The organism is Paenibacillus sp. EKM211P (assembly GCF_011066175.1).
GTDB lineage: Bacteria > Bacillota > Bacilli > Paenibacillales > Paenibacillaceae > Paenibacillus > Paenibacillus polymyxa.
This window is the reverse complement of record NZ_JAAMNS010000012.1, coordinates 162,640-178,969: the sequence shown is the minus strand read 5'-3', so window position 1 is coordinate 178,969 and position 16,330 is coordinate 162,640. Positions and strand designations below refer to the sequence as shown.

7 protein-coding genes are annotated in these 16,330 nt (G+C 35.4%); all 7 read left to right on the top strand.

The annotated features are described in order from the left end of the window. Positions 1-39 precede the first annotated feature (39 nt). Positions 40-1,731, top strand: coding sequence for a carbamoyltransferase N-terminal domain-containing protein (locus G9G57_RS17465; RefSeq protein WP_164965320.1), 1,692 nt, complete (start codon positions 40-42; stop codon positions 1,729-1,731). 113 nt (positions 1,732-1,844) lie between these two features. Further along, entirely contained in the window at positions 1,845-5,942 is a 4,098-nt protein-coding gene (locus G9G57_RS17460; protein ID WP_164965319.1) for a condensation domain-containing protein, read from the top strand. Positions 5,943-6,048: 106 nt separating this feature from the next. Further along, a complete protein-coding gene (locus tag G9G57_RS17455) occupies positions 6,049-11,187 on the top strand; it encodes an aminotransferase class III-fold pyridoxal phosphate-dependent enzyme (RefSeq protein WP_164965318.1) in 5,139 nt (1,712 codons plus the stop codon). A gap of 19 nt (positions 11,188-11,206) precedes the next feature. Continuing rightward, positions 11,207-11,449, top strand: a complete 243-nt coding sequence (locus G9G57_RS17450) for a phosphopantetheine-binding protein (RefSeq protein ID WP_164965317.1) — start codon at positions 11,207-11,209, stop codon at positions 11,447-11,449. Positions 11,450-11,493: 44 nt separating this feature from the next. After that, positions 11,494-12,723, top strand: a complete 1,230-nt coding sequence (locus G9G57_RS17445) for an ACP S-malonyltransferase (protein ID WP_164965316.1) — start codon at positions 11,494-11,496, stop codon at positions 12,721-12,723. Between the two features lies 1 nt (position 12,724). After that, the gene (locus tag G9G57_RS17440; RefSeq protein WP_164965315.1) at positions 12,725-14,629 is read left to right on the top strand and encodes a carbamoyltransferase C-terminal domain-containing protein; all 1,905 of its coding nucleotides are present in this window, start codon (positions 12,725-12,727) and stop codon (positions 14,627-14,629) included. A 17-nt stretch (positions 14,630-14,646) separates the two neighbouring features. Then, entirely contained in the window at positions 14,647-16,314 is a 1,668-nt protein-coding gene (locus tag G9G57_RS17435; RefSeq protein WP_164965314.1) for a glycosyltransferase family 4 protein, read from the top strand. The last annotated feature ends 16 nt before the right edge of the window (positions 16,315-16,330 follow it).

Below are 16,330 nucleotides of genomic sequence, written 5' to 3'. Positions count from 1 at the left end.
TTCTTTTAACAATAGAAGAACTGAAGGGAGAATAAGGTAGTGATAACTTGCGGGATTAAATTAACTCATGATGGAACAGTATGTGTTGTTGAAGGCAACACTCTAATTTTTAGTGTTGAAATGGAGAAAATGGATAATAATCCTAGATTTACTGAAATTGTAGATACAGAAACGGTAAAAACGATTCTAGATTGGTACGGCTACAAAATAGCTGATATTGATTATTTCTCAATTGATGGTTGGGGAGGAAGTAATGCAGATGCATTAGCTGTTCAACCCAGATTGGAAATTGGAGAAGAGTTTAATTGGCTGTCTGCCACACATAGGAACGAAAAATATAAGCTTGGTGTAGGACAATATGAAGAAGCAGGAATGAATATGAATGTCCTGAAAGAATGGAATATGCAGGGGCTTCGTCTTGGTGATCGAACGAGAGAATACAATAGCTATTTACATGTTGCTTCACATATTCTTAGCACGTATTATACTAGTGTTTTTGCGAAAAAAAGGATAGATAGCTATGTTTTGGTATGGGATGGTGGGATGTATCCGAGACTATACTATGTAGACCGCAGTGGCAAGATAGAGAATATGGGACCACTCTTCCTAATGATAGGTAATATTTATACGATTTTTGCACAACATTTTGGGCCCTATAAAGTAAAAGGTACATTTGCTAAAGATGACCTATCAATAGCAGGAAAAGTAATGGCCTATATCGCTAATGGAACCGAGCGTAAAGAGCTATTTCAGGTTTTTGATGATATTTTCAACCAGTGCTACAGCCATCCAATGGGTTTTGCTAATGTATTTGCGAATGAGTTTAAAAAGAGAATAGAGGGGGAAGGGATCTCAGATGAAGATATTTTATGCTCCTTTCACTACTATCTTGAAAATATGATTTTGCAGAAGCTGAAGAAAAAAATTCATAGATATGATCGCAACTGTCGTAATCTTAGTGTGGCAGGGGGATGTGCATTAAATATTAAATGGAATTCTGCTCTGCTTAACAGTGGATTATTTGATGCAGTTTATGTGTCTCCGTTTCCTAATGATTCTGGATCTGCTATTGGAGCTGCATGCTGCTCTTTATATCATCATTCAGAACATCGTCATCTTGATTGGAGTGTATATAGCGGCAATGAAGTAATTGATAGCACACCGCCACAGGGATGGATAAAAAAGGAATGTGATGTCAATCATCTGGCGAAGCTATTGTTCGAAACGAATGAACCAGTGGTTGTTCTAAACGGACGTGCTGAACTAGGTCCCCGGGCACTTGGGAATAGAAGTATTATTGCTGCACCCTTCCACCCAAATATGAAAGAACTATTAAATAAGGTTAAGGATAGAGAGCAGTATAGACCTGTTTCACCAATTTGTATAGAAGAAAGAGCTCAAGAGTTTTTTATACCTGGATATCCAACGCCTTTTATGTTATTTGATCATATTATAAAAGAAGAGTGGCGTGAGAAAATTCCTGCAGTTATGCATTTAGATAATTCGGCACGTCTGCAAACCATAAATCAAAATGAAAATCCTATGTTATATCAGTTGCTAAAAGAATTTGAATGCTTGAGCGGGGTTCCTATTTTATGTAATACAAGTGCTAATTTTAATGGACGAGGATTTTTTCCAGATGTAGTTTCAGCGGCAAAGTGGGACAAGGTGAATTATATTTGGAGTAATGGATATTTATATGAAAAAGAAGAAAAAGTAATTTTAATATAAGTCCTTCTTTTTGAAATTAGAGACATCTTTTTCACATTGAATTTCTATCTATTTTTATCGATTTAGTATATTTTCATGTCTTTTTCGACTTTAATTAGAGGGAGGATAAGGAAATGGACAGGGACATTGCAATAATTGGAATGGCCATGAGATGTGCGGGAGCTTCAAATATAAGAGAACTGACTGAAAATTTAAAAAACAAAGTAGACTCAGTTGGACCTATATCTCAAAAGCGAATTAAGGAAACTACAATTGATACTGAGAGAATATTGAGAAATATTGGAGAGCTAGAGGACGTAGATAAATTTGATAATACGTTTTTCCACATTTCTCAAGCTGAAGCAATAAATATGGACCCTCATCAACGTCAGCTTCTTGAAGTCGTGTATGAAGCGATAGAAAATTCAGGGTATAGTGCAGATTATTTTGATGGATCGAGTTCCGCAGTATATTTATCGGATATCAATCCTGAATATTATAAGTTAGCAGAAAGCTTTGACGATACAATGATCGGTGGAAATTCCCCTGCTTTCTCAGCTACAAGAATTGCTCGTCATTTTAATTTAACAGGCAACGCTCTAGTTGTAGATACTGCTTGCTCTTCAACTCTTGTAGCGGTACATCTAGCTTGTAATGAATTGATGATGGGTGATTGTGATTATGCATTTGTGGCAGGTAGCAGCCTAAACTTTATGCCATATGCAGATAAAGAGATGGAGTACGGAATATGGTCTTCGGACGGCAAATCCAGAGCATTTTCAGAGCAAGCTGATGGCATGTCTTGTGGAGAAATGGTGAATTGTGTAATCCTGAAGTCTTATAAGAAGGCACTTGAAGATCAAGATAATATTGCTGCAATAATTAAAAGCACAGCAGTAAATAATAATGCGAATAGATCATCTAGTCCATCTGCCCCTGATAGTGTCTCTCAATGCAATGTTCTATGGCAAGCATGGGAAAAGGCAAAAATTAATCCTAGAGATATTAGATTTATTGAGACACATGGTTCAGGTACAAAATTAGGAGATTCACTTGAAGTTGAAGCACTCACAGCAGCCTTTCAAAAGTATACAGATGATAAAAGCTTTTGTGCGATTTCAACTATTAAATCAAATGTTGGGCATGGATATGGTTGTGCAGGATTAGCTGGATTAATAAAAACAGCCATTTCCTTAAGAGAAAAGGTGTTATTTTCAACCATCCATGTAAATGAATTAAACAAGATGATAGATTTTAAAAATTCCGCTGTTTATGTTGAGACTGAATTAAGAGACTGGGAGGTTACAGAAGGAACAGAAAGAATCGCAGGTGTAACTTCTCTTGGAGCTAGTGGTACGAATTGTCACATTATACTGCAGGAGGCACCACCTAGACCTGAAGAGACTTTGAGTGAAGGAAGTAGTTATATTATAACCTTGTCTTCTTTAACAGTTTCAGGATTAAAAGAAGCGCTAAAGAAATATATTCAGTTTTTTGAAACTGCTAAAGATCAAGAATTAGGGAACATTGCATTTACGCTTAATACTGGAAGACGTCATTTTAATTATCGAATGGCTCTGGTAGGCAGCAATGTGAAGGATATGCAAAATCAAATGCAAAATATTTTAAATGATTCTCTACAGATTGAAAGCATATCTAAGTCAAAAAGGAAATTGATTTTTATTTTCTCCGACTATGCTTTTAGTAAACAGGAAGTCATGGAGATGTGTGAACAATCTTCTGTGTTTCGATCCTATGTTGAGGCATGCACTGAAATCGCAAATGATATTCAAGGTTATGGTTGGTGTTTTGTATTTCAATACGCATTTTATCAATTGCTTCGTGCCTTATCCGTTGATGCAAGTCAATTTTTAAGCGAAGGAATTGGTAGAACTGTTGTTGACGTAATGCAAAACAAGATATCTATGAAAGAGGGCTTACTTCTAAGTCAAAAATATGAGAAAAAGACATTTGAAAATTTGGAGAGCAGAGTAAGTCGACTGTTAGAAAAGTATGACTTAAAACAATTTTGTTATATATCAATGTCATATAAGGAAGAAATAGCAAATGAGATCATTGCTAAGCATGGTGAAAACAATTCAATCTTAGTTTTGCAGAAAGAAAATAATACACAAATGCTTCATCATTTCTTAAAAAGTATTTATTTGCTTACGGAGAAGCTGGACTGGAATCCGTTGTATAGCGATAAAAAATATAGTCGTGTCGAGCTTCCGGGGTATACTTTTGAAAAGAAACGTTGTTGGATTAGAGAAACCCCTTGGGTTGAGAAAAAATCTCTTGAAACTAGTGTAGCTAATATAAACTATGATTTTATGAACAATATAGGTGTAATTGAACAAAAAATTGTTGAGATCTGGACGAATATGTTCGAGAAATCAATAACTAGTTTAGAGGACAACTTCTTTGATATCGGCGGCGATTCATTGAAAGCCACACAAGTCATTTTGCAATTAAATAAATATACAGGTGCAAACCTTGATTTTGAAGATATTTTTGATTTTCCAACAATTAAGACATTGTCAGAATATATTAAAATTCAGATTAGTGTTGAACAGCAAATAGTGCTTATTTTTTCCCATGTTCTGAAATCGGATAACATAGACGTGGAGGACAGCTTTTTTGATATGGGTGGACACTCTCTTATGGCAAATCAGCTCTTAGTTAGATTAAGAGCACAATGCAATATAACCTTAGATTTTGAAGATATATATAACAACCCTACGCCACGAGAGCTTGCTTTATATATTCAAAACAAACAAACTGGCACAAGCAACATGGGTACTAATATCATTCCACTTGAGCCTACAAAATATAAAGAGTTTTACCATGCTTCTGATGCACAAAAACAAATGTGGGTTATGGGCCACATAGATAAGCAAAATACAGCATATAACTCTCCTTTTAGAATTACATTACAGGGTAAAGCACAGTTTGATGTGCTTAGAAAGTCATTTGCTGCACTGATTGAACGGCATGAATCTTTGAGAACAATTTTTTTCCAAAAAGAAGGACAACTATACCAGATGATTCTTGGTTTATCTCAAATAGATGTTCCATTAGAACAATATGATGGAATATCTGGAGTGGAGATGGAATCACTTATCACTCAAGACATCAATACTCCGTTTAATTTAGAAGAAGGACCTTTACTAAGGGGAAAAGTATTCTATTTTAATGATCGGACAGTATTATATTTTAATATTCATCACATCATTCATGATGGCTGGTCTTCAAAAGTCTTTCTTAATGATTTTATTATTTTGTACAATTCTTTTTATGAAAACAAGAAAAATCCACTTATGCCCTTGCTTATTCAATATAAGGATTACTCCGAATGGTATAAAAAAATACTTGAGCATGAGTCAGTGTCTATTTTAGAAGGATACTGGAAAGAGCAACTCCTTCCCGAATCAGCACCTCTTGATATGTCAATTGCAAAACCAAGAAAAGAGATAAAGGCGTTTCAGGGAGATAAAATTTTAACGATTCTTTCCATAAATCAAATGAAAAAGATAGAGTCTGTTTGTCAAAAAGAGAAGATTACTCTTTATATGTTTTTGTTAACAGCACTGAATATACTTTTGCATAAATATAGTGGAGAAAGGGATATATCTGTTGGGTCACCTATAGCCGGTAGAGCTATGGAGGAATTAGAAAATCAAATTGGATACTATGCGAATACGATTGTATTGCGGACAAAAAACATTCAAGAAATGACGTTAAGTGAAGCATTTCAGTATGTGAAAAAAGTAACATTAGGCGCATACTCTCATCAAATGTATCCCTTCGATAAGCTTGTTAATTTACTGAATATACCTAGGAAAACGAATAGAAATCCTTTATTTGATGTCATGCTTGTTTTACAAAATACATCTATGGTTGTTAATAATGATTTACAGTTACAAGGGTTAGAAATATGCGAGATCGATGACCTGAGTGGTACAAGTCTTTTTGATCTTCATTTTGAGTTTGAGGAATATGAGCACAATGCCCGACTTTCTGTCACCTATAACATTGAATTATTTGATAAACAAGATATTGATGGCATGGTGGGAGATTTTAACGATTTATTTGAACTCATGTGTGAAGATAGTTTGGTACAGATAGAAGATATTGAATTACAATACGCAGGTCAAAATTCAAATCACTACGGATATACAAAGTGGCAGATGGAAGAATTATTAGCACAGTTAGGTAGCGATAAAAATTAGTAGATTACTGAAGCCAATGGGGATGAATCACCCTCATTTAGAGATGATGACTAAGTTGGTAATTATTTGTTTTTTTTATAGAAAAAGATAGGAAAGTTGGTATCTCATGACTGGATTACAAAATGCAATTGATTTGATACTACAGCAATCTAATGCTCCTATTGAAAATAGCAAAGATGATATTGCAATTATTGGCGTAGACTTTCAACTACCCAGTGCACATACTTTTTCCCAGTTGGACATCATTTTACGTTCAGGGATCGACCAGATATACGAGCCTTCTGATTCACGCAAGGAGCTAATGAATCCATTTTTAGAGCATAATAAATCTTATCAATTTGTACCTGCTGCATATATAGAGAACATCGACAAATTTGATTATCCATTTTTTAAGTTGACCAAAAAAGAAGCGCAGTTAATGGATCCTTACCAAAGGTTATTTTTGGAAACAGCATGGAGGGCATTTGAAGATGCAGGCCTAACAGAACAACAGCTAAAAGGTTCGAAAATAGGTGTGTTTGTTGGACAACCACAGCAACATTCCTATTTTGACCTTGTAAAACGCTTATACCCTGAAGATGCGCTTATGGCAGGCCCAGGTAATATTAATTCTGTAATTGCGAGTAGAATTTCTTATTTACTAGATTTAAAGGGTCCTTCAATGATGGTTGATACGGCTTGTTCCTCCTCTCTCACTGCGTTAAATGAAGCATGTCTTAATATTAATAATAAAATCTGCGATACTGCTTTAGTAGGTGGAATAAATTTATTGATACCATCTGTAATGGAAGAAGGGGAGGTCCTTCCAGACATTATATCGCCTTCATTCAGAGCTAGGACATTTAGTGATGATTCAGATGGAACGGGAATTGGTGAGTGTATTGCAGCTATTGTCATCAAGCCGTTAAAGGATGCAAAAAGAGATAAGGATAATATTTATGCTGTCATAAAAGGCATTCATATGAATAATGATGGAAAATCCCTAGGACTTACAGCTCCAAATAGGAGCGCTCAAAAAGACGTTGTGACTGAGACATGGAGGAAAGCGGGAATTAAGCCAGCGGATATTAGTTATATTGAGGCTCATGGTACAGGAACAGAACTGGGGGATCCAATTGAATTAAGTGCATTGACTGATGCATTTCGTAGCTATACAAATAAGAATCAATTTTGTGCGATTGGTTCTACTAAAACAGTATTTGGACATACAGATTCTGCAGCAGGAATTGTAGGGATTTTAAAATGTTTGATAAGTTTGAAAAATAAGCGATGGTACCCAAATACCAATTTTATAATTCCAAATCGAAAATTTGATTTTCTAAATTCTCCTTTTTTTGTCATTGATCAATCTGAACAATGGGTCCCTACACTCTCTAAACCTAAGTTGTGTGCGATTAGTTCATTTGGATTAAGTGGGACCAATTGTCATGTTATACTAGAAGAACATATTGTTGATAAATATTGCGAGCGGACAGATAATTTTATGTATTTACTCCCACTATCAGCTAAAACACATGCGTCTTTAGTGGAAGTTGTCAAAGGTTATATTGAATTTTTAGAAAATGAGTCGGAAGTTTCATTGGAAGATCTCTGCTATACAGCTCAATTGCGAAGAAATCATTACATGAATAGGATAGTCATTTTATTTGATTCTTACGAGGATCTAATAAAAAAATTATTACAGTGTTGTGAGGAACTGACGAAGCTGGATGGTCAGGTGAGCAGACTATATCCAGGCAATATCCAAGGTGAAGATATAGGAGAGAACTTGCAGTCTGAGCATGTGACATCTGAAATGATTAGACTCATAAAAAATTATTTATCATTTCAAATAGTAAACTGGGATAGTCAAGGACATGCCCATTGCATCTCACTCCCAACCTATGGTTTTGAGCAAAAAAGTGTTTGGCTGAGCACAATGGGTAATAAAAATTTAATTCCTGAGCTACCTATGAAGAAGGTGATGAAAAAAATGGAAGTAGTAGAGTTGCAAAATAAACTACAACTAGTCGTATCTAAAATTTTTGGTGTAGCCCAAGAGTCAGTACCGATTGGTGATGATTTACTTGAGTTTGGTTTTGATTCGATAACCATTGTTCAACTTAAACGGGAACTCCAGACCATGTATGGCGTTGATATACCACTTGATGCACTTTTCACTGAGCTGAATACAATTGAAAAATTATCTGAGCATATTGCACCCAAGGTGGTGCTGGAGTCTCTACCAGAGCCACTAGCTGAGGAGCCTAGAGAGCAACAATCTAAAGAGCAATTCAATACTAATGGCTTGATTCCATCATCTAATCAATCTGTTATAGATTTGTTTAATAGACAACTTGACATTATTCAAGAGCAAATAAAGACAATGTCCTATATTGAAAAGGAAGTCCCACAATCACGTATTCCAACTACACAAACTTCCAAATCGACTCCCAAAGTTGCTCTACAGCAGACGGACACATATTCAAGTCGTTTTCTTGTGAAAAATAATTCAAGTTTGACCGAACAACAGCAAGTATTTCTTAATGAATTAATTCCGAAATTCAACCGAAAATTTAAAACCTCAAAAGATTTCCTTCAAGAAAATAAGGAAGTATGGGCAAATGGACGGTTTAGTCAAGGTTATAGCAAAACATGGGAGAATATTGTAATTCCAATATTTGCAGATGAAGCAAATGGTATAAGAATGAAGGATATAGATGGGAATACCTTTATTGATTTTTGTATGGGCTTTGGTGTGAATTTGTTTGGCTACAATCATCCTATGATTCATGAAGCGATTAGCAGTGAAATGGATAAGAGTTTGATTCTTGGCCCACTAACAGCAGATGCAGCTGAAGTATCAGCGCTTATAAAAAAGGCAACAGGAGTAGAGCGATTAGCTTATTGCAACTCTGGTACAGAAGCTATTATGAATTTAATTAGAATTGCTAGGTCTGTTACTGAAAAAAGTGAAATTATTATTTTTAAAAATTCATATCATGGGACATTTGATGGAATTTATGTATCAAATTCTGGGATAGATGCTATTCCACTTAGTTTGGGTACCTTACAATCTATGGTTCAGCATGTAAAAGTATTTGAGTATGGAAATAGTGAAGTATTTGACTATATCACAGAAAATGCAGATCGAGTTGCTCTTGTATTGGTTGAGCCGATACAAAGTAGAAATCCTGATCTTCAGCCAAAGCTATTTTTACAAAAATTAAGAAGTATCACTAGGGATCATCATGTATTGTATGCATTTGATGAAATCATTACAGGTTTTAGATTAGCGTTGGGCGGAAGCCAGCAGTACTATAATGTTGAAGCAGATTTAGTCGCTTACGGAAAAGTTATTGGAGGTGGTCTCCCTATAGGAATATTTGGAGGAAAAGCCGAGTATATGGCTGCTGTAGATGGCGGTGTATGGAATGCTGAAAATATGTTAACCCCATACAGGGCAGTTATTCAGACTGGAGGGACATTCTGCCATCATCCGTTGAGCATGAAAGCTGCTAAGGTTGTATTGAACTATTTAGTAAAAGATAAAGGGCGTCTTCAAAAAAGACTTAACTTTAAAACAAAAGTAATGGCTGAATTTATGAACCGGATTTTTACTGAAAATAATATTGCGTTGCACATTAGTGTAGGAGGCTCGCAATTTATTTTTAGTTCACCAGATCCTACGCTAATGAGATTTTTGTATTATATGATGCTGTATAGCGATATCTACATTTGGGAGGGCGGGACATGCTATTTATCCGATGTTCATTCTGATGAAGATATTGCTGAATTAGTTGTGACTGTACTAAAAAACCTACAGTTACTTGCAGAACGAAGCTGTATAAATGCCGATTCAAAGTTTCAAACGCTAATTTTGGAACAACTAAGAGAGCAGCTAATGGCGGAGCTGATTTATGAAGATGAAATAATGCAATATTTTCCTCACGGTGATGCTGATAAACTTAAATCACTTTGGAGTGATAATAATATAGAGTTTATTACACCTGTTACACCGATGCAAAACTTGATGATTGCACAAAATATAAATGGAAGACGTAATGGCAACGATGTATCATTTGAGATTTTTTCAATAGAAGGGAATATAGATAGTGACTGTTTGCAAAAGGCATGTACAGCAACTGTAAAGCGTAATCCAGTATTAAGAAGTGAATATAGATGGAGAAAGCTATCCCATCCCGCTCAGATTACGTATTATGTGGAGGATTGTAATTATAACTTTATAGATGCTACTCATCTTATAGAAAATGAAAAAAAATTATTGCTACAAAAAATAAAAGATGACATAAAAAAAGCTGGCTTTAATGACAAAATTTCAAAGATTGAATTTGTCTTAATTAAGCTAGCTGAGAAACGATATGAGCTTTGCTTGTTCTATTTGAACTCATTATTTGATGGCTGGAGCTCCAATAATTTATTTAGCCAGATTATAACTAACTATGAAAAAAGATTGCAGAATAGGTCCATGTTAGAAGATACGGACGATAGCTATATACAATATGCACTTCAAACATATCAAGCAGACCGACTTGCTCAGAAGGAGTTCTGGAAACAAGAGTTTGTAGACTTTGTAATGAAAGCTGGAAAACAGGAGCAACAAAAAATATATGAAAATTCAGAAAGAGTATTTACGCAATCTGTAGATGAGCCACACTTTTCGAAGTTAAAACAATTTGCTAGTGCCAACAAAGTATCTATATATGCATTGATTCAAGCAGCTTGGGCAATATTGCAGCAACAAATTATGCAACAGGATGAGGTAATCATTGGTGTAGTAACTTCAGGAAGAAACAATATGATACCTAATATTTCAGAATCTGTAGGTTTATTTACTAATATTCTGCCATTGAGGATTAAAGCTGAACAGATATGTTATACCAAACAATATATTACGGAAATGAATCATAAGATTCTACAGATTATGGATCATGAAAACGTTACAGTCTATGATATCGCTGAGTATGCTGATGTGCCAATGGAGACTTTACAGCAAGCTGTGGAAAGTAAAACTTTAGTATTACTAAATTTTCCTGAGGAAAATGAATCTACAAGTGAAATTAGGTTAGTAGGTAAGGAAGAAAGCAGCAATTTAAATGTACCTCTTCGTATTTATATTGAAGTAAAGGAATCACTTGAATTTATCTGTCGATATAATCATTATGCTTATAATGAAGAGCATGTGAAAACCCTTGTTGCGAATTTGATAGATACGATAACAAAATTAGCGAATAGCGTTGAGTGATAGAGAAGGAGATCATAATATGAGTGAAACTAAACAACGATTATTAAATCTGTTGCAGGAGAACAATTTAATTAAGGAGAGCGATATTCCGTCCATTGATGAAAAAGGCTTAACTACTCTAGGAATTAATTCATTAACCTTTGTTAAAATAATTGTGTTAATTGAAGAAGAATTTAATATTGTTTTTGAGGATATGGAGCTTAACTTTGAATTGTTCAGTTCGTTGGAAGAAATCGTTACAACGATTGAGCGAAAAATATAAATCAAAACAGCACAATAAAGAGAGATAGAAATGAGGTGATATGGGTGATCGCATTTGTATTTCCTGGGCAGGGCTCACAAACATATCGAATGGGTGAACATTATATAAAGGAAATGCCTGAACTGAAAAAGTATTATGATGAAGCCAGCGATATTTTAGGGAGAAATCTTTATGCAGCTGTCTTTGGTGATAGAGACAACTTTCTAGTCAGGGATGAGGATATACAGCCAGCACTATTTGTAAACGGATTTATTGCGTATGAGTATTTTAAACAAACATATGAATGTGTCCCAGCATATATGGCTGGGCATAGTTTAGGCGAGATAACTGCACTGGCAGCTTCAGGCACATATCGCTTTGCGGATGGCATACGCATGGTAGATAAGCGTGGTCAGCTTATGAAGGAAGGGTGTAGAAAATATCCGGGCGTAATGACTTCTGTCTCTCAATGTGATTTGGATGCTGTGAAAGCTTATTGTGGGCAGCGAGACTCAGAACAAATTGCGGTAGCAGCATTAAATTCACGATCACAGATCGTACTCTCAGGGAGCCTGCAAGAAATAGAATTACTAGAAAATTATTTTACTAGTCGGGGAGTTCGTATAAAGCGTCTAAACACAATCGGAGCATTTCATTCACAATTTATGAAGGAGGCAAGCGCTACCTTTAAACAGTTTCTCCAAACGATTGAGATTCAGACGCCTCAGATACCAGTAATTTGTAATGTGACTGCACGACAATATGCTAATAAACACGATGTGATTGAACTACTGAGTATGCAAATGATACATACAGTTCAATGGGATCGTATCATTCAATATTTTGAATCACATTTTGTAGATATGATCGTTGATGCTGGGCCAAATGGAATATTGAAAAATCTAATAAAAAAAGATAGAAGAAAATGCAAAGCTTATGATTTAGATGCAATAGAGGATCGAAATAGGCTAGAAAAAGTGTTGAGCAGGCAGAAGGCACCAAAGCATAAATTGTGTGAGTTAATCACACTATGCTTATGTGCAGCAGTAAGCACACCAACTTTAACTCCAAACTTGGAAATGGAAGGTGCTTCCCACTTATATCAAGAATTGTGGGAATTACAGGAGCAGGTTAGCTCTGCATTTTATTCAGATGACCTAGTTCGGCAAGCGTTCAATAAAATTTCATTACTATTGAAATCAAAGGGCTATCGTGATAAGCAAATTAAAGAGATTGTGACTCGTATTAGGCAAGAGTCTGGATTATTACAGACAAAGGAAAGTAGGTGGATATAACTTGAAAAATGGCTACTATTTATCAACATACACACATATACATCCTATCTCACATCTGTATCAAATTGATTTAAGACATGATCATCATATCGCTTTGTGGAGTAAACAAGATTCTAAAATAGAATTGGTCCATTATTGGGAATTTGAGCGACGATCAGGTCGCAAAAAACATAATCTTTCATTTATAGATGTTAAATCGTGTAAATCAGCGATAAACCAGATGTTAAAAGAGTATGACCTGTCTCTAGCGGATATGGTAGAAGTTTGGGGAACACCAGGATTAGAAACAGGTACAACAATTTCTTCATTCTCAGCAGAGGAACCTTATGCTTACCACAGCTTGTGTCACTTATTCTCGGGAATGATGACAGATTGCAATGTTTTTTATTCACAAAAGATTTTGGCGTTTGCTTTGGACGGAGGCCCTGATAATGTAATAGATCACCGAGCAAGAGAGAAAGATTTTTATTTGGGGGCTTATTCAGACAAGGGGGTTACACAATACTTTTCTGTTCCATCACCTGGCGTGTTATGGATGTTTATGAAATTACGTTACGCTTTAGAAGAGGGCTCGTTAATGGCACTTGGAAGTGCTGTAAATAGTACAATTCCTAATCAAGAGACACTAATGAATGATTATCCAATCATATATGGAAGCAATGATATTAATCATGCCTTTGAGTGGTTTAATTCAATAGCACAAGCTGTGGAAGGTATTGATGTAGAAGAAATAATAGATTTTGATACCAGATTTTCTGAGCAGGATAATCGAATTGGAATCATTGCAAACATCATTCAGAAAATTTCTATAGATATGCTAGATCATTTGGTAGAGAACTCTCTAGAAAAATTTGGATTAGACGCAGCAGAGGTTCACTTAAGTATGTCGGGAGGTTTTACATTAAATTGTCCTACTAATTCATACTTAATGAATAAATATAACTTCCAATCATTTATATCATGTCCGTGTGTAAGTGATACAGGAATCGGCTTAGGCATGGGACTTTTTGAATTTTATAGTCGTATGAAGAAAATAGATTTTAAATTTGAAAGCGCATACTATGGGGATTTTGAGCAACTAAATATAAAAGGGTATGAAAACTATATACACTCAAGTAGCGGTTTTGATGAAGATCAATTTGTGGATGATATAGTCCGGGAACCAGTAATTTGGTTTAATGGTCGCTCAGAGGTAGGGCCAAGGGCTTTAGGGGCTAGAAGTATATTAGGAGATCCTAGAGCAGAGAAAACAAAAGATATATTAAATGATGTGAAAAAGCGGCAATGGTGGAGACCTGTAGCTCCTGTAATTAAGGAAGAATTACAGAATGAGTGGTTTGGTTCACAATTTCAATCACAATATATGCTATTTACTTATGAGGCTCTACCGGATAAAAAAAATCTCATACCAGCAGCTCTGCATCTAGATAACTCAGCAAGGCTCCAAACGGTCAGTCCAGAAAGTAATCCTGATTTATATCATTTATTAAATATATTTCATCAACATACGGGCGTACCTATTATTTGTAATACTTCATTAAACGATGCAGGAGAACCAATTATTAACACATTAGAAGAGTGCTTTAATTTTGCTTTAAGAAAAAAAATTCGTGTAATTTACGTAAATAAAATACGTCTAGAATTACAACATCATGAGCAATTTCCTGAAGTTATGCCAAAGAAAAGGTTGAATTTTGCATTGGAGATCACGGATGCGGAGAAGGAGCTGCTAAAGCTTCAGTATAATCCTTTTGACTTGAATGAGACACAATTAAATCTCTATATGAATATGCCCGAATTACGGGAGTTTGATATTACACAGCAAAAAGATTATTTAATATTGAAAAGGATACTTGAGCGTTACCATGTTATAAATGATCAAGTATGGAAGGCCCTACAAGGATAGAAGGAGAGAATATTAAGATGATAAATAAAGTTGCCTTGATGGGAAATGCATTTCGTTCAGTTATGGGAATGAATGCTGTTTATGGATTCGATATTGCTGTTGATGAAGCATATAAATCTATACTTACTTATAGTAAAGCAAAGGAGTTTCTTTGCCTCTATGAACCTGGACAATTTCAGGAAATGGCTATTAAACGAAAACTGCGTGCGATCTCTCGGGAAAATTTAAAAACACATATGATTTCGGAGTATGATGCTGTATGGAAAGGTGAAAAGACAACAGTTGATGTGCTGCATAGTATTAGTATGGATTTTTTGCCTTTATATAATTACAGAGATCGCTGTATGTTGAATACGCCACCTATTACCTATACAATTCATGGCGCTAGCTATCCCGAATATATCCAAAACTTTTATCTCATGCAATTGTTAGCACCAGTACAGCCCTACGATTCATTAATTTGCACATCCACTAGTGTGAAGAAAGTGGTGCAAAATATTTTAGAAAGAATGAGCTTGGATTTATTGGAGAAAAAGCAAATTAAATTGTCTTATAATGGTAGGCTTGATGTTATTCCTTTAGGAGTGGATACAGATCATTTCAAACCTATGGATCAAATGGAAGCAAGACAGCAGTTGAATATTCCACCAAATAAATTTGTCATGCTTTGGCTGGGTCGTTTATCTGCCTTTGATAAGGCTGATTTATATCCGCTTTTAATTGTATTCCGTAGACTATTAAAGAAAAATAATGATTTACTGCTTGTTTTGGCAGGGCATGACAGAACTGCTAATCCACATTTACCTTCATTAAAACAATATGTTGATGAATTAGGAATTACAGAGCATGTTGTGTTTATGCAGGATTACAATGTGATGAAACGTAATGTAATATTTAGTGCTGCTGATATATTCACATCACCGATTGATAATTTACAAGAAACATTTGGTCTGACACCAATTGAAGCGATGGCATGTGGGATTCCACAGGTTGTATCGGATTTTGACGGATATAAAGATACAGTCTGTGAAGGGGTAACAGGCTTCAAGATACCTACTGTTTGGACGAAATGTGATACGGATATACAGACTGCTGGACTTTTACCATGTGATATGGAACATCGACTTGTATTTCATCATTTGCTGACAGCACAGTCTGTGGCGCTCGATTTAGATTGTTATGAAAGTCGGATTCAGCTACTCATTGATAATCCTGATTTGAAACGTCAAATGGGAGAAAATTCACGAGAACGTGCCTTGTCATTATATCAATGGAAGCATGTTGTCGATCAATATGATGCGCTTTGGGAAGAACTAAGCCACATAGAAAAAATGAACAATCAAGCAAAGGAATCAGGTTTAATTTCATTTTTGGAGCCTCATTATTTTCAGGATTTTAATGTATATGTTAGCGAAATCATAGATGTTGACAGTGAGCTATTAATAACAGAGGAAGGCAAAGAGATCATAGAGGGTAAACTCTCCTATGTTAATCATTATGAAGAAGAAGAGGCTTTGCTTGAAACGGGTGTAGCTTGGCAGGTATTACAGGCAATTTCAATGCAGCAGGACAATATAACGATTGAAAACTTGGTCGAACAATATCAGCAGTACAGTATAGATGTAGTTAAAAGAGCTGCCATGAAATTAGTGAAGCAAGGATTTGTTGCAATACATCGGAAATGAAGGGAGGTGTGAATAT

Coding starts and splice junctions, on each gene's coding strand:
- G9G57_RS17455 (WP_164965318.1), top strand. CDS start 6,049: ATGACTGGATTACAAAATGCAATTGATTTGATACTACAGCAATCTAAT.
- G9G57_RS17460 (WP_164965319.1), top strand. CDS start 1,845: ATGGACAGGGACATTGCAATAATTGGAATGGCCATGAGATGTGCGGGA.
- G9G57_RS17450 (WP_164965317.1), top strand. CDS start 11,207: ATGAGTGAAACTAAACAACGATTATTAAATCTGTTGCAGGAGAACAAT.
- G9G57_RS17435 (WP_164965314.1), top strand. CDS start 14,647: ATGATAAATAAAGTTGCCTTGATGGGAAATGCATTTCGTTCAGTTATG.